The 19,345-nt window shown below is 56.3% G+C and carries 15 protein-coding genes; 4 read left to right on the forward strand and 11 right to left on the reverse strand.

Annotation, left to right across the window (positions count from 1 at the left end; all coding sequences use genetic code 11):
* The first annotated feature begins 20 nt into the window (after window positions 1-20).
* Complete coding sequence (locus H9X81_RS05265; protein ID WP_204720357.1) at window positions 21-1,391, forward strand: MATE family efflux transporter; 1,371 nt, start codon at window positions 21-23, stop codon at window positions 1,389-1,391.
* Between the two features lie 98 nt (window positions 1,392-1,489).
* On the opposite strand, the gene H9X81_RS05270 is transcribed toward H9X81_RS05265, so the two are convergent.
* The 4 genes from H9X81_RS05270 to H9X81_RS05285 form a co-directional block, all read right to left on the reverse strand.
* A complete protein-coding gene (locus H9X81_RS05270) occupies window positions 1,490-2,926 on the reverse strand; it encodes an amidohydrolase (RefSeq protein WP_224762471.1) in 1,437 nt (478 codons plus the stop codon).
* A 73-nt stretch (window positions 2,927-2,999) separates the two neighbouring features.
* A complete protein-coding gene (locus H9X81_RS05275; protein WP_177502184.1) occupies window positions 3,000-3,710 on the reverse strand; it encodes a hypothetical protein in 711 nt (236 codons plus the stop codon).
* A gap of 16 nt (window positions 3,711-3,726) precedes the next feature.
* On the reverse strand, window positions 3,727-4,440 hold the full coding sequence (locus H9X81_RS05280; protein ID WP_243424034.1) for a DUF5058 family protein: 714 nt from the start codon (window positions 4,438-4,440) through the stop codon (window positions 3,727-3,729).
* A gap of 302 nt (window positions 4,441-4,742) precedes the next feature.
* Window positions 4,743-5,861, reverse strand: coding sequence for a THUMP domain-containing class I SAM-dependent RNA methyltransferase (locus H9X81_RS05285; protein ID WP_204720359.1), 1,119 nt, complete (start codon window positions 5,859-5,861; stop codon window positions 4,743-4,745).
* 545 nt (window positions 5,862-6,406) lie between these two features.
* On the opposite strand from H9X81_RS05285, the gene H9X81_RS05290 reads away from it, so the two are divergent.
* Window positions 6,407-7,831 carry an amidohydrolase gene (locus H9X81_RS05290; RefSeq protein ID WP_204720361.1) on the forward strand — a complete coding sequence of 475 codons (1,425 nt, stop codon included), beginning with the start codon at window positions 6,407-6,409 and terminating at the stop codon, window positions 7,829-7,831.
* A 159-nt stretch (window positions 7,832-7,990) separates the two neighbouring features.
* Entirely contained in the window at window positions 7,991-9,418 is a 1,428-nt protein-coding gene (locus H9X81_RS05295) for an amidohydrolase (protein ID WP_191392925.1), read from the forward strand.
* A gap of 108 nt (window positions 9,419-9,526) precedes the next feature.
* Here the strand turns inward: H9X81_RS05295 and H9X81_RS05300 are convergent, their stop codons facing one another.
* The 7 genes from H9X81_RS05300 to H9X81_RS05330 all read right to left on the reverse strand — a co-directional run bounded on the left by H9X81_RS05300 (window position 9,527) and on the right by H9X81_RS05330 (window position 16,854).
* Complete coding sequence (locus H9X81_RS05300) at window positions 9,527-10,855, reverse strand: pyrimidine-nucleoside phosphorylase (protein ID WP_204720363.1); 1,329 nt, start codon at window positions 10,853-10,855, stop codon at window positions 9,527-9,529.
* A 93-nt stretch (window positions 10,856-10,948) separates the two neighbouring features.
* Window positions 10,949-11,875, reverse strand: a complete 927-nt coding sequence (locus H9X81_RS05305) for an ABC transporter permease (protein ID WP_177504461.1) — start codon at window positions 11,873-11,875, stop codon at window positions 10,949-10,951.
* Window positions 11,865-13,001 (reverse strand): ABC transporter permease, encoded by a 1,137-nt coding sequence (locus H9X81_RS05310; protein ID WP_191392926.1) that lies wholly within the window; start codon window positions 12,999-13,001, stop codon window positions 11,865-11,867. The genes H9X81_RS05305 and H9X81_RS05310 overlap by 11 nt, the downstream gene beginning before the upstream one ends.
* Window positions 13,001-14,497 carry an ABC transporter ATP-binding protein gene (locus H9X81_RS05315; protein ID WP_191392934.1) on the reverse strand — a complete coding sequence of 499 codons (1,497 nt, stop codon included), beginning with the start codon at window positions 14,495-14,497 and terminating at the stop codon, window positions 13,001-13,003. Before H9X81_RS05315 ends, H9X81_RS05310 begins: the two co-directional genes overlap by 1 nt.
* Window positions 14,498-14,779: 282 nt before the next feature.
* Complete coding sequence (locus H9X81_RS05320) at window positions 14,780-15,253, reverse strand: flavodoxin family protein (RefSeq protein WP_177504464.1); 474 nt, start codon at window positions 15,251-15,253, stop codon at window positions 14,780-14,782.
* 135 nt (window positions 15,254-15,388) lie between these two features.
* On the reverse strand, window positions 15,389-16,546 hold the full coding sequence (locus H9X81_RS05325) for a DUF2812 domain-containing protein (protein ID WP_204720365.1): 1,158 nt from the start codon (window positions 16,544-16,546) through the stop codon (window positions 15,389-15,391).
* The gene (locus H9X81_RS05330; RefSeq protein ID WP_204720367.1) at window positions 16,543-16,854 is read right to left on the reverse strand and encodes a PadR family transcriptional regulator; all 312 of its coding nucleotides are present in this window, start codon (window positions 16,852-16,854) and stop codon (window positions 16,543-16,545) included. Before H9X81_RS05330 ends, H9X81_RS05325 begins: the two co-directional genes overlap by 4 nt.
* A gap of 267 nt (window positions 16,855-17,121) precedes the next feature.
* Between H9X81_RS05330 and H9X81_RS05335 the strand changes: the two genes are divergently transcribed.
* Window positions 17,122-19,167 carry a methyl-accepting chemotaxis protein gene (locus H9X81_RS05335; RefSeq protein ID WP_243424025.1) on the forward strand — a complete coding sequence of 682 codons (2,046 nt, stop codon included), beginning with the start codon at window positions 17,122-17,124 and terminating at the stop codon, window positions 19,165-19,167.
* Window positions 19,168-19,345 lie beyond the last annotated feature (178 nt).

Genomic DNA, 19,345 nt, shown 5'->3' on the forward strand with positions numbered 1-19,345 from the left:
TTTTTCGAGGAGGGAACTATATGACCGAACAGACCCAGGCTCTGGATCGTTCCAATCTCTTGTTCAGCCGTGATGCCCTGATCCGCCTGATTGTACCGCTGATCATCGAACAGCTCCTGCTGATGACCGTTGGTATGGCTGATACCGTCATGGTTACCACCGCCGGCGAAGCTACTGTTTCCGGCGTTTCCCTGGTGGACAACATCAATACCCTGATTATCCAGATCTTCTCGGCTCTCTCCACCGGCGGCGCCGTTGTGGTAGCACAGTATCTGGGCCGCCAGGAAACCCACAGCGCCAAGACCGCTGCCAAACAGCTCCTCTATGCCATGACCGGCATTTCGGCGGTGCTGATGATCCTGGCTCTGATCTTCCGTCAGCATATTCTCTCCCTTATCTTCGGTCAGGTAGAGCCCGCTGTCATGGACAGCGCCCTCGTCTACTTCCTGCTCACCGCCGCAGCCTACCCCTTCATGGGCATCTATAATGCCGGCGCTGCCCTGTTCCGCGCCATGGGCAACAGCAAGGTTTCGATGATCAACTCCTTTATCATCAACGTCATCAATATCCTCGTCAATGCCATCCTCATCTTCGGATTCGGCATGGGCGCTGCCGGTGCGGGTATCGGTACCCTGGTTTCCCGTATTGCCGCTGCTGTCATCATCATGGTGATGCTCCGGCACCCCGGCCTCACCGTTCAGGTGGACGACATCTTCCACTTCGAATTCAATGGCAGCATGATCCGCCGGATTCTGTTCATCGGTATCCCCACCGGTATGGAAAACGGTATGTTCCAGGCCGGTAAGCTCATGGTGCTCAACCTCATCACCACCTTCGGCACCTCGGCTGTGGCTGCCAATGCCATTGCCAACAGCATCAGCGGCGTTATCAACGTACCCGGCTCCGCCATGGGTCTGGCCATTATCACCGTCATCGGACGCTGCATCGGCGCCGGCGATACCCGTCAGGCAGTCCACTATACCAAGCTGCTGGTGGGCTGCAGCTACCTGAGCATGCTCATCATGGGCAGCGCGCTCTTCTTCTCCGCCGACTTCCTGGTAACGCTCTTTAACCTCAGCCCTGAAGCCATGGCAATGGCCTCCCAGGTGCTCAAGCTCTGCGCCATCGCCAACATGCTGTTCTGGCCCATGGCCTTTACCCTGCCCAACTCCCTGCGTGCTGCCGGTGACGCTGTCTTTACCATGGTGGTTTCCCTGACTACCATGTTTGTCTGCCGTGTGGCACTCAGCTATGTGTTTGCCTGCTCCTGGGGCCTCGGACTCGGCCTGCTGGGCGTCTGGCTCGCCATGTTCTGCGACTGGATCGTCCGTGCGGTCTGCTTCCTGTGGCGCTACTGGCGCGGCAGCTGGAAGAAGATCCACGTCATCTGATCCCCTTCCCCACAATCCATCCGCAATACGCAAACAGCCCGAAGCTCACATGCAGCTTCGGGCTGTTTTTTCATCATCGGAGTATCAGGAAAATGGGATTATACATGTTCCAGTTCGGGCTTGGCATCCATACCAACCGGGCAGATATACTTGCCACCGGTGCTCTTGATGTACTCTTCCCGGGCTGCCTTGACGGCCTCGGGACGCTCAATGGTCAGGATGCAGGCCAGCGACAGGGCCTCGGCAACCGTTACCAGTGCCTTATGGGTAATGGAGGAGTTCACCTGTGCTGTTACATTCCAGGAGTGACCCGGTGTACCGTTGGCATAGGTGGCGACATTCATCTGAGCTGTGGGAGCCGCATAGCTGGCGTCACCCACGTCAGTGGAGCCGAATCCATAGGCCGAGGTCTTCTTATAGGGGCCAACTTCCTCAACCAGCGGAATGGTGCGGTAGTCCTCCCAGTTCTCATAGTTATAGGAGAGCCGCTTGAGGGCTGCTTCGATCTCGCTGGGAGTGTAGAGGTCAAAGAACTTCTTTGCCAGTTCCCGGTCCGCATCGTCAAACTTCGGTCCGCCCACTGCTACCAGGGCTTCGGAGAGGATCTCACTGAGCACATCATTGGGCACATAGTCGCACATGCCGGCGCTGAAATAGATGTCCACTTCGGTACCGGTCATCAGGGCTGCGCCGCGGGCAATATCCTTGACCCGCTCACCGATCTCCTTGACCTGGGTGATCTTGGGCGCACGGATAAAGTACTTGAGCTGGGCGTGATCCTGTACCACGTTGGGAGCCGCGCCGCCGACATCCTGATAGGCATAATGGATGCGGGCCTCGGGGATCACATGCTCACGCAGGTAGTTGACGCCCACATTCATCAGTTCGCAGGCATCCAGGGCGCTGCGTCCCAGATGCGGCGATGCTGCCGCATGGCTGGTGCGTCCCTTGAAGGTGAAGAAAGCACACATATTTGCCAGGCTGCTGGTGCCCTGTACCATATTGCCTACACCCGGGTGCCAGGTATAGCAGGCATCCAGATCGTCGAAGTAGCCGTCACGGGCCAGGAACATCTTACCCCAGCCGGCTTCCTCTGCCGGACAGCCATAGTACCGGATGGTACCGCTCAGGCCGTTCTTTTCCATGTAGTCCTTGGCGGCAACAGCGGCTGCCATAGCGCCAGCGCCCAGAGCGTTGTGTCCGCAGCCGTGACCGGGACCGCCCTTGACGATTTCCTTGTGCTCCCAGCAGCCGGCTTCCTGGCTCAGGCTGGGAAGGGCATCAAACTCACCCAGGATACCGATGACCGGCTTGCCGCTGCCCCAGGTTCCGATAAACGCTGTGGGAATGCCATCCACGCCTTCCTGTACCTCAAAGCCCTCTTCCTTCAGAGCCTTGATGAGAATGGCAGCGGATTTGGTTTCGTGGAAGTACAGCTCCGGCACGGCCCATACTTCATCGCTGACTCTGGCGAACTTTTCACGCTTCGCCTCAACCAGTTCCCGGATCTGACGGACCTTGTTTTCCATATCCATTGTCGTTCCTCCTTATTGATCTCTGTTCGATCTATATTCTGCTCTTTACGGCTTGATGCCGTCAAATTCCATCTCAGTCCTCTTTTTCCACTTTGACAATACCCAGCTTGTACATGATGTAAGCCAGCAGGATGGTCAGCGGGATGGTCACGATCATGGTATAGCCTTCCTTACCCTTGATCGGCATTACCAGATAGTCAAAGGCGATGATGCAGGCCATGGGAGCCAGCATGGTCAGGATACGGTTCTTGATGCGGTACTCACCCGACTTGCTGTTGGCAACATTGGTGACTACCATGCTTCCGAACAGAGCCGGCAGCATATAGCTGGTGGCAACCTGAACGGTGGGGTTTTCCAGGATGGGCTGCAGCGGAACCAGCAGCACAACGCCGATGGCGATAACGATCATGGTCACCATGGACGAAACGCTGACGGCAATGGCGGAAACGGTATCGCCCCGCTCAGTGCCCAGCGGAGAGTCGGTCATTTCCATGGCGTTGAGGGCGCAGGGGATCTTCATATTGCCCACGTTGCCGGTGATGAAGGTGATATAGCAGGCTGTGCCCAGCATAGGAGTGTAGCTGATTACCTCCGAAAGGGCTGTGGGCACATAGACAGCCAGCAGACCAATGGCGGTGGTGAACACTTCGCTGAAGGTGGGCATTACATCATAGATGAAGCATACAACTACGGGTATGCCGATCATGAACAGGATCGCAATGATGGTACCGATCCGGCCCAGACGGTGGGCTCGGTTGAAATAGCTGTTTTTATCGTTTGTCATGGATTGCTTCCTCCCCTCATCCAATCAGATAGTTCCAGAACACGGCACTGACCATACCCAGGATCAGCGCATCTGCCATCACGAAGTTGGAAAGCCACTTGACCTTGTACTTCTTGATGATCCAGCGGTGTGCCATTGTGATCAGGGCGCTGGTGATCAGGGTCAGGGTGGCGATAGTGCCGGTAAAGATGCTTCGGGCGGGAACAAACACTGCCATCAGAGCCATAACGAAGCAGCTCATAACCAGTGCGCCCCAGGCACCGCTCTTGGCACGATAGGAAGCCATACCGGTCTGGATGCTCTTGCCCAGGAGCAGACAGCCCACAACGCCGCCGATGATACCGAGGCTCATGGCGAGCATAACCGCACCGGCTACATTGGGATCGTTGACCTCTACCAGGGCAGCGAGGGAGTCATATCCGGCGCCGATGGCTGCCATATCCGCCGCGATCAGCTCATAGCTCACCGATCCGATTACCGACAGACGGTACCAGGACCACGGCACGCCCAGAACAGCCTGGAGCGAGAACAGACCCACTACAACCGAGAGGGACGGTACAATACTGAACAGAGCCGAAGACTTGATGACACCCATGATCTCCTCTTTGGAAAGCCCGAGTTCTAATGCACGCTGCCGGGCCTGTTTGAGAGTAACCAGACAAAGCGCAAATACAAATAACAATCCCGCAATTACCAGTATGTAAAGCGGAAAACTGTTCATGATCGACATGAATGTCACAAGTCATCAACTCCTTAGTCTTATTCGATTTTTCCGTACTCCTTGTTTCTTTCCGGCGACAGAATATCTATGCAAATCTGTCTGTCCGGTAAAAACACCTTTATTTTGGTTATAACATTATTTGAAGTAATTATCAATATTTTTTAACAAAATAAATAAATTTTAGCAAATATATTAAAAGATAGCCTGATTTCTTGTATAATCCACAAATACGACTAAATACACAAAACAATAAAAGAATCCCATCTACAGCATACTGCCACAGATGGGATTCTCACTTTTGGGGATTATTCCTATTTGAAATACATGAACAGCTGGCACTTGATCATGCCGTTATAAAGCTTGCGGCGTTTGTCTGCCGGACGCCCGAACAGCTTCTCAAATTCCTCATGGGGACTGATAATGTAGTAGCTCATGCCCTCCCGGGGCTTGAATACCCGACCCATGGTCCGGTAGAGCTCCTCTGCCTGCTTGATCTCCAGCAGACGCTCGCCATACGGCGGATTGCAGATCACTGCCGCCGGGAAGTCCGGCAGGGTGAAGTCCGCTATATCGGCCTGGCGAATCCGCAGCCGGCTGTCCACTCCTGCCTTTTTGGCGTTCTCCAGCGAAAGAGCCGCCGCCTCGGCATCCAGGTCACTGCCATAGCCCCGGAACTTGGAATCCCGGTAGATCCCGGCATGGGCTTCCTTGCGGATCTCAGTCCAGCGCTCCTCCGGCACGATCCCCCAGCGCTCAGCTGCAAAGTGCCGGCGCATACCCGGGGCAATCTTCATGGCATGCATGGCAGACTCGATCAGGAAGGTACCCGAACCGCAGAACGGGTCCATCACAACCGTATCCCGGCGCACATGGGCCAGGTCAATGATGCCGGCTGCCAGAGTCTCCTTGATGGGCGCCAGTGTGGATACCTGCCGGTACCCGCGCTTGTGCAGCGGCGCGCCGGATGTGTCCAGCATGATGGTCGCCTGATCCTTCAGAATGGAGAACTGGATCTGCCGGGCCGGACCGCTCTCCTCAAACCAGGATTTGCGGTACATCTCCCCCAGCCGCTTGACTGCCGCCTTCTTTACAATGGACTGGCAGTCCGGAACGCTGTGCAGCTGGGAATTGAGCGACCAACCCTTGACAGGGAAGGCGTCCATGCTGCCGATGAAATCCTCGAAGGGCAGCTTCACTGTGCCGTCAAACAGCTCGGTGAAGGTCCGGGCCGGAAAACTGCCCAGAACAATGAGCACCCGCTCTGCGGTGCGCAGATAGATGTTCGCCCGGATCACCATGGAGAAATCACCCTCAAAGGTGACCTTGCCATCGGTGGTCTGAATATTCTGACCGCCCATCCGCTTGATCTCCCCGGAGAGGACACTCTCCAGGCCAAACAGACAGGGACAACAGATCGTTAGTGTTCCCATAAAGTACCGCCTTTTCGTTTATAGATCTCCCCTTGTGCGGGGTTCTTTCTTTTTAATAATGCGTTTTACTTCCCGATGCGTACACCCGCTATCAGAGACAGACTCTGCGGGCGCAAGCCGGGAAGAACCGCTGCCCACCGGGGGAAGCCATTCGGGCAGAAAACCGCCCGCCGATCACCCGGTCATAAGAGCAAGCCTAACAGCCGTCTTGCGGCTATTATACCATATTTCCCCTGTTTTGGCGAGCCGGGAATGGCTCCTGGCCTGGCTTTTTTCGCAGTCCCGGCACCGCTCTCACATACAGTGAATATTCACTGTCTTGCAGAATCGATATTTTCCCGTCCATTCCGGCATCGCCCCTGCTCCCCGCCAATCGCCTCCTTTCCGATCAATCCACGGATCATGGCAGTTTTTCTCTTCGGGGAAACGCAGGATATTTTTTTGGAAAAAAGCCTCAAAAAAGAATTGACAACCGGTCATTCAGGTGATATGATACAGAAAGAATATTCATCATTTATGTATAAATTTACTGCGGAGGGATCGAGATGGAAATGGTAAACGAGATCAAAAAACTTGTGGACGCTAAGAAGGAAGCTTTCCTGCATGCCGGCGACCTGGTCTGGGAATATGCTGAAATCGGCTTCAAGGAATTCCAGTCTGCCAAGGCTCTGACCGATGTTCTCAAGGCCGAGGGCTTTGCGGTGGAGGAAGGCGTTGCCGGAATCCCCACTGCCTTTGTAGCCAGCTGGGGCGAAGGCAAGCCCATCATCGGTCTGCTGGGCGAATATGATGCCCTGCCTGCCCTCAAGCATGCTGCCGGCGATCCGGTGGAGAGCTCTGAGATCGTAAGCGAGAACGGTCATGGCTGCGGTCACAACCTGCTGGGCGCCGGTGCGCTGGGTGCCGCTGTGGCAGTCAAGGATTATATGCAGGCCCATGGCCTCAAGGGTACCATCCGCTACTATGGCTGCCCCGGTGAGGAGTTCGGCTCCGGCAAGATGTTCATGGCCCGGGCAGGACTCTTTGACGACCTGGATGCTGCCTTTACCTGGCACGGCGGCGCTTACAACGCCATCACTGCCGACCACTCCCTGGCTAACCTCTGCGCTTACTTCAAGTTCAAGGGACGCACCAGCCACGCTGCCGGTTCCCCCCATCTGGGACGCAGCGCCCTGGATGCCTGCGAACTGATGAATGTGGGCTGCAACTATCTCCGGGAGCATATCCTGCCCGATGAGCGCATCCACTATGCCTATACCGATGTGGGCGGCTCGGCTCCCAATGTGGTACAGGATCATGCCTGCGTTTTCTACTATGTACGGTCTCCCCGGCTGTATCAGGTGCTGGACCTCTATGAGCGGGTCAAGGATGTAGCCCGGGGCGCTGCTCTGATGACCGGCACCCAGCTCGAGATCGTCCTCAACGACGGCCTGTGCGATTATGTCCCCAACGACACTCTCTCCAAGCTGCTCTATGAGTCCTTCTGTGAGGCTGGCGGTCCCAAGTTCTCGGAGGAGGAAAAGGCTCTGGCTGCGGAATTTGCCAAGACCTTCGATCCCGCCGCCGTGGCAGACAAGGCCCGTACCCTGGCTGCTCACTTCGGTCCGGAAGTGGCTGAGAAGTACAAGGATCAGATCCTGGTGGAGGACATCTTCCCCTATCATGCCAGCGATATGATTTCCAGCGGCAGCACCGATGTGGGCGATGTGAGCTACTGCGCTCCCACCGCTCAGATGAATGTATCCACCTGGGCACTCTGCACCACCGGTCATACCTGGCAGGTGACTGCTCAGTCGGGCAGCGACATCGGACGCACCGGCACTGTCAAGGCCGCTGAGGTACTGGCCCTGGCTTCCATCAAGGCCATGCAGAATCCGGAGCTGCTCGAAAAGGCCAAGGAAGAGTGGAAAAAGGCCACCGGCGGCAAGTATGTCTGCCCGGTAACCGACGATGTTCAGCCGGCCCTCTAAGGCTATAAAATGAATGAATACACAGTAATTCCTGCAAAATATACCCGTATTTCTTGACTTTGCCAGGGAAAGCTGGTAAACTATGAAAAAGCAATGTTGGGTCCGTGTCACTCTGGCACGGATTCAGCTGTATATCGAAGATTAACGGAGGTATCTGTAATGGCTGATGTTCAGAAGATCAAAGCCCTGGTGGACGAAAAGGCCGATAAGTTTGTCAATGTGGCAAACCAGGTCTGGAGCACACCCGAACTGGGCTTTAAGGAAGAGAAATCCGCTGCTGCCCTGATTGCTGCCCTGGAAAGCGAAGGCTTCAAGGTCACCACTGGCCTGGCTGGCATTCCCACCGCTTTTGTCGGTGTCTGGGGCGAAGGTCATCCGGCAATCGCTCTGCTCGGCGAGTTCGATGCTCTGCCCAGCCTGAGCCAGGAGGCCGGCAACGATGTCCATACTCCCATCTGTGAGGGCGGTAATGGTCATGGCTGCGGTCATAACCTGCTGGGCGCCGGTTCTCTGGCTGCCGCTGTGGCTGTCAAGGACTACATGGAACAGAATGGCATCAAGGGTTCGGTTCACTACTTCGGCTGCCCCGGTGAGGAGTTCGGCTGCGGCAAGATGTTCATGGCCCGTGCCGGTGCCTTCGATGGCATTGATGCCGCCTTCACCTGGCATCCCAGCAACCTCAACAGCGTCTGGGGCGTCAGCTCGCTGGCAAACAACAGCATCTACTACAAGTTCAAGGGCCGTACCAGCCATGCCGCTGCCTCTCCCCATCTGGGACGCAGCGCCCTGGATGCCTGTGAACTCATGAGCGTTGGCTGCAACTACCTCAGAGAACATATCATTCCCGAAGCCCGTCTGCACTATGCCTACCGGGATGTGGGCGGTTCCGCTCCCAATGTAGTACAGGATCACGCCTGCGTCAACTACTTTATCCGCGCGCCCAAGATCACCCAGGTACTGGAGCTCATCGAGCGGGTCAACGATGTTGCCCGCGGCGCTGCCCTCATGACCGGCACCGAGCTGGAGATCCAGACTGCCGCTGGCCTGTGCGACTATCAGCCCAACGATGTCCTCTCCCAGCTGCTCTGCGACTGCCTGATGGAGACTGGCGCTCCTGAATTCGACCAGGCTGACTACGATCTGGCCCGGAAGTTCTGGGACGATTACAGCGACGCCGAGATCGAATCCTCCCTGGCCAACATCAAGGGCGTTGCCCCGGATGAGGTCTACGAGGAAGTGCGCAAGAGCCCGCTGACCGAGTACATTGCCCCCTACAAGCACATTGACTATGCAATGCCCGGCTCCACCGATGTAGGCGATGTGAGCTACTGCACTCCCACTGCTCAGCTGGGTACCTGCTGCTGGGCCAACGGTACTCCCGGTCACACCTGGCAGGTTGCTGCCCAGGATGGCTGCAGCATCGGTCACAAGGGTATGATCGCCGCTTCCAAGGCTCTGGCCCTGGCTGTGATCCGCACCATGGAAGATCCTGAGCTGCTCAAGAAGGCTCATGAGGAATATGTCAAGACCACCGGCGGCAAGTACATCTGCCCGGTTCCTCCGGAGACTGTTCCCCTGTTTGACTGATCCCGAATCAACACATCAAAAAAACGGACAGCGGCTGCTGTCCGTTTTTTCTTGTCCGCGGCGGAAGATTCCATGCTCCGCCGCGGTTTTTATATCGCTGTGCCGGGATCAGTACAGCTCGGTTCCCTCTGCCGAAACCCGCCCCAGAATCAGCTTAGGACTCTCGGGCAGCGGCTCCGGCGAAATGGTCACCGCCTCCAGGAACAGACGCTCTGCCTCATCAAACCGCACCGGGTCTCCCGAGGTGTAGAGCCGTGCAAACTCAAAGCCTCCGTCCACCTGTTCGCCCAGGTTCATCTTGAAGTAGATGCCCGCTGTGTAGTCGATGGCATCGCCCTTGGCCTGCCGTCCGGCGCCCAGCATGGCTGCCGCAAGGCCGCATTTCTCGGCGTCAATATGGGTGATGTAACCGTCCATCGGCGCCTTGACCCGGCGGAAGTCAGAGGCAGCCGGGAGCTTCTGGGTATCCTCGATCGCCGATACATCACCGCCCTGTGCCGCTACCATCTCCTTGAATTTTGCCAGGGCTGCTCCGGTCAGAATGGCTTCCCGGGCCAGCTTGTTGCAGTGGATAATATCCCCCTTGCCTGCCAGGTACAGCATATTGGCTGCCAGCTCCCGGCAGATGGTGGTCAGTTCCGAGGGGCCATGGCCTTCCAGAGTCTCCACCGCCTCCCGGACCTCCAGGGTATTGCCCACCGCATTGCCCAGCGGCGCATCCATGTTGGTGATCAGCGCCACAGTGTGCCGTCCCACCGCTTCTCCGATCTGCACCATGGTCTCCGCCAGACGCACCGCGTCCTCCAGCGTCTTCATGAACGCACCGCTGCCCACCTTTACATCCAGCACGATACCGTCTGCTCCGGCAGCGATCTTCTTGGACATGATGCTCGCCGCAATCAGCGGAATGCTCTCCACAGTGGCAGTCACGTCCCGCAGCGCATAGAGCTTCTTGTCTGCCGGCGCCAGGTCGCCGCTCTGGCCTACCACACAGGCGCCTACGGTATTGACGGTGCGGATAAATTCCTCCGGGGAAAGCTCCACACAGAAGCCGGGAATGGATTCCAGCTTATCCACAGTGCCGCCGGTGTGTCCCAGACCGCGCCCGGACATCTTTGCCACCGGCACTCCGCAGGCTGCCACAATGGGAGCCACCACCATGGTGGTCTTGTCCCCCACGCCGCCGGTGGAATGCTTATCCGCCTTGAAGCCCTGAATCCCCGAAAGATCCACCAGATCTCCCGAATGGGCCATCCGGTCGGTGAGGACAGCAGTTTCATGGGGATCAAGCCCCTGGAAGTAGATCGCCATCATCAGAGCCGAAAGCTGATAATCCGGAATGGAACCATCGGTACAGCCCTGGACCACAAAGCTGATCTCTTCATCGGTCAATGGGAATCCGTCACGTTTTTTATGGATGATGTCATACATTCTCATAGTCAGACACTCCTTTATGATTTCGAAAGACCGGAACAGCCGCCCGGGACATGACTGACCACAGACGGCTGTTCATAAACAAAGACTTGGATTTTACCGGGCACCCTTCTCATAGGGGACACCGTCTGCCTTGGGAGCCACAGCCTTGCCGACAAACAGCACCAGTACCAGGATTGTGAGCACATAGGGCAGCATGGACAGCAGCTGGGGCGAAATGCTGGAGCTGCCGCCGCCGAGCATAACCACCAGTGCCTGTGCAAAGGCAAAGACCAGGCAGGCCAGGAATGCTCCATGGGGAGTCCACTTGCCGAAGATCACTGCCGCCATGGCGATGAAGCCCTGACCCGAGATAACCGTGGGGGTGAACAGCGAAACCACAGCCAGCGACTGAGCCGCGCCGCCGAAGCCAGCGAGAACGCCGGAAATGATAACAGCCGCATACCGCACCGCATAGACATTGACACCCAGGGTATCCGCGGCGGCGGGATGCTCACCCACTGCCCGCAGACGCAGGCCCCACTTGGTACGGTAGAGCACGAACCAGATCACACCGGTGAGCACCAGAGCGATCACAAAGGTGATGTCCACATCGAAGTTGCGCAGGGCACCCTCCGGCTGCAGGCCCAGCAGGCTCATCAGCTTGGGCATCTGCTTGGGCACCGGCTTGGACATGGTAGCGCCGTCAAAGAACAGACGGCAGAGGAACAGAGCCAGGCCCTGTCCGATGAAGTTGAGGGCGACACCCGAGATGGTCTGATTGGCCTTGAAGGTGATGGAGGCCACTGCGTGCAGCAGAGCCAGCAGACCGCCTGCCAGACCCGCTGCCAGGAAGCCGATCCAGGGGCTGGCGCTGTAATAGCCAGCTGCCGCACCGGCAAAGGCACCGATCACCATCATGCCTTCCAGGCCGATGTTGATGACGCCGGAGCGCTCACTGACGACGCCGCCCAGAGCGGTGAGGATCAGCGGGGCTGCATACATAAATGTAATGGTGATTGCCAGAAAAATATTACTTGCCATTGCTTCTGCCCCTCCTCTTTTCCAGATAGTCAGCCAGCATGCGGAAGGCTCCCGACATGGCGATGAAGAAGATGATGGTACCGATCACGATATTGATGATCTCACTGGGAGCACCCAGATCCGCCTGAATGGAGCTGCCGCCGTACTGCAGTCCCGCAAACAACAGTGCCGAAGCGATCACACCCAGCGGCGAGGTATTTGCCATCAGCGCCACCGAGATACCATCGAAGCCATAACCGGGCTGGGAGGTAAGGGTGGTGATGCGGTGAGGCATGGCGCCGGTGATGACAATGGCGCCGGCCAGACCTGCCAGAGCGCCCGCAAAGGCCAGGGACAGGATAATATTCTTGTTGACATTGATACCGGCAAACCGGGCGGCCTCACTGCCGGAGCCCACGGCCCGCATCTCATAGCCCCGGGTGGTGCGGTTTAGAATGAACCATACCAGGAAAGCCGCGGCAATCGCCAGGAAGATGCCGTAGTTGAGGTCGGTCTTGATGAGCACATCGCCCAGAATGGGATGGGTGCCGTCCAGCAGCCATTCCCGACCGGCATCGGAGGTCTTCCACTCGTTGAGGATTACGATCCAGGAGCTGGGAAGCACCTCATAGGAAGCCTCGGTCTGGGGCTTCTTGAGCCAGGGCATACCGATCATGAAGTTATTGAAGTACAGGGCGATCCAGTTGAGCATGATGCCCGAGATAACCTCATGGATGCCGAACTTGGCCTTGAGCACGCCCACCAGGGCGCCCCACAGACCGGCAGCGGCGATAGCTGCCAGAGCCACCGCGATGAAGTGGATCACCGGCGGGAGCTCGATGCAGTAGCCGACCACGACTGCTGCCACCATGCCCATGATGGCCTGGCCCTCAGCGCCGATATTGAACATACCGGTCTTGAAGGCGAAAGAAATGCTCAGTCCGGTGAAGATGAGCGGTGTGGCCCGGATGATCACCTGGACAATATACTTGGGTTTGGAAAAAATGCCGCTGATCATCGAAGCATAGGCAGCTGCCGGATTGTAGCCCGCAATGGACAGGACAATGGCTCCGACAATAAAGCCCATCACGATCGAGATCAGGATACCGGTGATCGGCCGGCGAAGTGCTTTTTCGAGTTGTTTCATCACTTCTTTCCTCCTGCCATCAGAAGGCCGATGTGGTTCTCATCCGCGTTTTCCGCGTCAATGGTGTCCACAATCGTTCCGTCATAAATAATTGCGATCCGGTCAGATACATCCATGACCTCGTCCAGTTCCAGCGATACCAGCAGTACCGCCTTGCCCTGATCCCGGGCTTCGATGAGCGCCTTGTGCACATACTCGATGGCGCCTACATCCAGTCCTCGGGTAGGCTGCACCGCAATGAGCACATCCGGGTCGTTGTCCACTTCCCGGGCAATGATGAGCTTTTGCTGGTTGCCGCCCGAAAGTCCCCGGGCCGCACTGTTTTCACAGCCCGCAGGCCGCACGTCGAACCGTTCGATCAGCTCGGTGGCGTGGCTGCGGATAGCCTTGAGATTCAGCACACCCTTCCGGGAGAAGGGCTCCCGGCGGAACTTCTCAATGACGAAGTTTTCCGCCACTGTGAAGTCCAGCACCAGACCATGCTTGTGCCGGTCCTCGGGAATGGTGGCGATTCCGGCTGCCAGTGTATCCGACGGGGTACGGTTCTGGATCTCCTTGTCCCGTACCCGGATGCTGCCCGCTTTGGACGGCACCATGTTCATGATGGCTTCCACCAGTTCATGCTGTCCGTTGCCGTCAATGCCGGCGATGCCCAGGATCTCGCCCCGGCGCACCTCCAGGCTGAGGTTCTTCACCCGCTCGATTCCACGGGTATCCTCGACGGTCAGGCCTGCAATCGAGAACAGCACCTCCCCGGGATTGGCCTTCTCCTTGGCAACGGTGAGCTTTACTTCCCGTCCCACCATCATCGAGGCCAGTTCCATCTCATCCACATCCGAAACCTTGACTGTATCAATGTATCTGCCCCGGCGGATAATGGTGCAGTAGTCTGCCGACTTCTTGATCTCACCGAGCTTATGAGTGATGATGATGATGGTCTTGCCATCGTTGGCCAGGCGGTGCATGATCTCAATGAGTTCATTAATCTCCTGAGGAGTCAGCACAGCGGTGGGCTCGTCCAGAATCAGGATCTCCGCACCGCGGTACAGAGCCTTGAGGATCTCCACACGCTGCTGCATGCCCACCGAAATATCCTCGATCTTGGCATCGGGATCGATGGTCAGGCCATATTTTTCCGAAAGCTCCAGTACATCCTTCCGGGTGGCTGCCTCATCAATGACGCCGCCAAACCGTGTTTTTTCCATACCGAGCATGATATTCTGTGTAACTGTGAACGGTTCCACCAGCATGAAGTGCTGATGCACCATGCCGATTCCCAGCTTGATGGCTGTATTGGGATTCTTGATAACCGCTTTCTGACCGTTGATCCGGATCTCGCCCTCATCCGCCTGATACAGTCCGTACAGGACATTCATCAATGTGGATTTACCGGCGCCGTTCTCGCCCAGAAGCGCGTGGATGCTTCCCTTTTCCACGCTGAGCTGCACACCGTTCAGTGCGCAGAAGGAGCCAAAATACTTGCTGATCCCCTGCATTTCAACGGCATACACTTTTTCTGAAGCTGCTGACACGCTCTTCACCCTCTCTGACAGATTGTTGATACAGCCCAATCTCAGTATTGACCTGGTACAAGCCATATATATTAAGTATATCGTAGTTTGACGAAAAATGCTACCAGAAAATCCCGCGCTTCTGCCTGCTCATTCTCGTAAATATTAACAAAATTTTAATTCCAGATTTTATCTATGATACAAAAAAGAACTGCCTTCCCCCTTCCGGAGAAAGACAGTTCCTTCATTTCAGATCAAAGATGCCGGTTACAGTCTGGCTGCCTGTGCTGCCACACGCTCACCCAGGGTGACAAACTGTTCCTTCTGCTCTTCCACATGACCGCCCAGCGCAATGGCGCCCAGATGGGTCAGCGGTTCGCCCAATGCACAGCCGCCCGAATATACCAGCATGCCCTTGCAGAGCATCCGTACCACATTGTTCTGCAGCGCGATCTCGCAGCCGCCCTGCAGGTATCCGGCAGTACCGAAGGTGGCGCCGATCTTTCCGGCAAGCGGCAGCTTGGTTTCATCAAAGAACTTCTTCATCTGCCAGCAGGTATCTGCATAGAAGGTCGGTGCGCCGAATACCACAGCCTTGGCCTCTGCTACAAATGCCTCGTCGATCTTGTCCAGCTCAAACAGGCCCACTTCCGCGCCTGCCTTCTTCATGCCTTCAGCCACATACTCCGCAGCCTGCTTGGTATTGCCCGATTCCGAATAGTATACGATTGCCAGTTTCATTTTCCGTTCTCCTTTCCATCACTGCCGGTGCCGATCACCGGTATTATCAGTTTCAATATACTACTTGCCCGGTATGGATTCAAGCTGTTTCCGCTCCATTCTCCCACCGGCACAAATCTGTACGGAAAAATCTGGTCACTTTGACTGACGCTCCGCCACAGCCTGCAGCAGATCCTCCCGGCTGAACGCCGTTTCCAGCTCATAATAGGTAAACACCCAGACCGTATCCCCGGACTGGACGATCATCTCGTTCCTGGCAGTCCATATTCCATCGAACCGGGAATCATTCAGGCAGGTGTAGTCCGCCGGACTGCTGCTCCAGGCGCTGTCCCACATGAGCGATTCCACAAAGGAATCCGCCATCTGCGGGCGGCGCAGGCGGTAGACATCCTGATAAAGCCAGACAATATCCTCCTTCTGGGGCTGGTAGACCTGTTCGTTGGTGTACCAGTTCTCGCTGAGCAGACCCTTCTCATAGCGAAGCCCGCTGGGCCCGTTGGTGAAATAGGAATGCCGCTCCCCTTCCACCCCCAGTTTCTCCAGGGTCAGGTAGGGGCCGTCGGACACTGCCGGCATATCGCCCCGGTAGGCACCCAGATACTGGAACCCCATCACGGTCAGGGAATACACCACGGCACAGGCCGACATCAGCCGGATGCCTTTATAGAACCAGTTTCTCCTTCTGGGGGTGTGGTCCATGGGTATGCCCTTGCGCAGGCGGCGGTACAGCTGTCCGATGCGGATGTTCCCGTAGAGCAGTGAGAACAATCCCCAGAACAGCATCGCCGCCAGTGTCAGCACAATGCCGGTATCCGATACAAATACATGGTACCAGCTTCCCCACCAGTTGCCGAAGGTGCGGCTGCCGAAGGAAAAGTAGAACAGAGTATTGACCGTAAATATCACAATGAGCAGAATCCAGCTGGACACATAGCTCCGGCGCAGTCCACGGAGCACCAGGGCCTGCTGACGGGGATCGGTATAGAATTCCGGGGCATCGCTGTCCGCCGGGGAGGAGAAGATGTGGAAAAGCCCATGTCCGGTGACATACTTCCAGCCGCATTCCTCATAGACGCTGATCTGTTCCTCAGGCAGGCCGTGATCCGGGTCCAGGAAGCGCAGATCCGCCAGCTCCACCCGGTAGCGCATGGCTGCCGGCTCCCCGCGGCGGAACCGGGAGAACCAGGCGCCCCGCTTCTCCAGGAACCACCCCTTTGCCGCCATTTCAGAATAAAACTGTTCGGTTTCCCCGATGGCAAATTCCATCGGATGCAGTGCGTACCGCCGTTTCATTTGAGTTCCTCCTCCAGTATGTTTCCATCCTGCACCATGGTCTTGAGCCGCCGGTATTCCTCCAGCAGCGCCTGTGTCCCCGCCTCGGTGATGGCGTAGACCTTGCGCCGGCCCTCCGCACTCTCCAGGCGGATATACCCCTCGGTGTGCATCCGGGTCAGAATGCCGTACAGCGTCCCCGGCCCCAGCACCAGCCGTCCTCCGGACAGCTCCCGGACCCGCTGCATGACCCCATATCCATGCACCGGATGCAGCAGCGCCAACAGAATATAATACATGGCTTCGCTCATGGGCTGACGCTCCGGCATATCCGGGTCCCTCCTTCTGCTCAACTATTACGCGTCACGATATATCGTCTGACATAATAATAGCACAACCGGAACACCAATGCAACAAATTTCATATCAATCCACAAACTTATTCCCCCAAAATAGAATGAAATGTCGAATTTGGAAATTGTTTGGAAATTTTTATTGAACTTTGTCAATAAAAGTAATAAAATAATTGTGCAAGAATTAAAATCTAACACAATAAAGTTGGGAGCGAGAACGTTGAAAAGCATACGCACAAAAATCATGGCGGGTATTGTCTGTACCGTTACAGCATTTCTGCTGATTGTCGGCGGAGTGAGCATCTATATGAGCTACTCCAGTTCTGTCAGCCAGCTGGAAGATTCCATGAAAACCACAGCTACCATCACAGCCAGCCGTATCGAAAAAGAGCTGGAAGCCTATCGGAATGTAGCTATATCCTTCGGTGCCCGGAGCGACATCGCCGGAAACACCCTGACCGCTGAGGAAAAAGCGACTCTGATGAATCAGTGGGCTCAGAAATACAACATGACACGTTCCAACATCCTGGATGCCAACGGTATTGGCCTGCTGGATGGAAACGACTATTCCGACCGTGACTACTATACCGAGTGTATGAAGGGCAACAGCTACATCTCCACTCCGGTTGTGAGCAAGGTAACCGGTGAACTGACCATCATCGTTGCCGCTCCCCTGTGGGAAGACGGCGTTGTGGACAGCAATGTCATCGGCGTGGTATACTTCGTACCCCAAGAGACCTTCCTCAATGATATTGTAAGCTCCATCCACATCAGCGAAAACGGCAGCGCCTACATGCTGGATAAGAACGGCAACACCATTGCCCATGAGGATATCCAGTTGGTGCGCAACCAGGACAACACCATCGCTGATTCCAAGAACGATCCCACTCTGAAGGATCTGGCTGCATACGAATCCAAGATGATCGCCGGTGAGTCGGGCAGCGGTACCTATGAATACAACGGCGAGACCAAGTACATCGCATACAGCCCTGTTGCTAATACCGACGGCTGGAGTGTTGCCATCAACGCTCCTGTCAGCGACTTCACTCAGGCCACTGTCCAGGCTATCTTGGTTGTGATCGCCCTGGTGATCGTTTCCATTATTGTGGCTGTGCTGATCGGCTTCCGTCTGGCAGCTCTCATCTCCAAGCCCATCACCCTCTGCGCCAATCGTCTGAACCTTCTGGCTGAAGGCGACCTGCGCACCCCCGTTCCGCAGATCACAACCAAGGACGAAACCGGAGTTCTGGCAAAGTCCACCGGTATTATCGTAGATACCCTGTCTGCCCTGATCGACGACGAGTGCTACCTGCTGGAATCCATGGCAGCCGGCAACTTCGATGTGGACTCCAAGGATAAGAGCCTGTATCGCGGTGACTTCACCACCCTGCTGACCTCCATTGAAAACATCATTGACAAGCTCAGCGATACCCTGCATCAGATCAACATCGCGGCTGATCAGGTATCCGCCGGATCGGATCAGGTATCGGCTGGTGCGCAGGCTCTGAGCCAGGGCGCCACCGAACAGGCCTCCTCGGTACAGGAGCTGGCTGCTACCATCACCGAGATTTCCAACAACACCCTCAATACTTCCAATGCTGCCCGTCAGGCCAGTGATACTGCTACCAACGCCGGCAACCAGCTGATGGCCACCAAGGATAAGATGGAAGAACTGGTTTCCGCTATGCAGGACATCAAGAACAGCTCGAACCAGATCCGCAATATCATCAAGACCATTGAGGACATTGCGTTCCAGACCAATATCCTGGCTCTGAACGCTGCTGTGGAAGCAGCCCGTGCAGGTGCTGCCGGACGCGGCTTCGCAGTTGTAGCCGATGAAGTCCGCAACCTCGCCTCCAAGAGCTCGGAGGCCTCCAAGAACACCTCTGCCCTGATCGCTGATTCCATCGTTTCGGTAGAGCGTGGCTCCAACATCGTGGACGAAGTGGCTGGCCTCATGGAGGCAACCGCTGAGGGCGCCCGTGCCGCAGTTTCCATCATGGACACTATTTCCCAGGAAACTGACAACGAAGCTCAGGCAATCAAGCAGGTTACTGTGGGCATCGATCAGATCTCCAGCGTTGTACAGACCAACTCCGCTACTGCCGAGCAGAGCGCTGCCGCCAGCGAAGAGCTGTCCGGTCAGGCCAATATGCTCCGTGAGCTGATCAGCGGCTTCAAGCTGCGCAATGTCAGCACCGGATCTTCCTGGCAGTCCTTCGGAATGTCTGACTCCGCTTTGAACACTTCGGATCGTGAATCCGTTCCGTTCGGCAGCGACAAGTACTAATCCAGAAATCTGAAAAGACCGGGCGTAAAGCCCGGTCTTTTTGTATGCAGTCCAATGTCTGAAACGGGTTTCCCCCAGCCTCCGCCAGACAGAACAGAAGCTGTCAGGCCTGCCGCATCTCCCCTGCCCCATATCCCAAGGCAAATGAAAATCCCCTGGCTTCCAAATGAGCCAGGGG

It is taken from the genome of Hydrogenoanaerobacterium saccharovorans, assembly GCF_016901815.1.
GTDB lineage: Bacteria > Bacillota > Clostridia > Oscillospirales > Ruminococcaceae > Avimicrobium > Avimicrobium caecorum.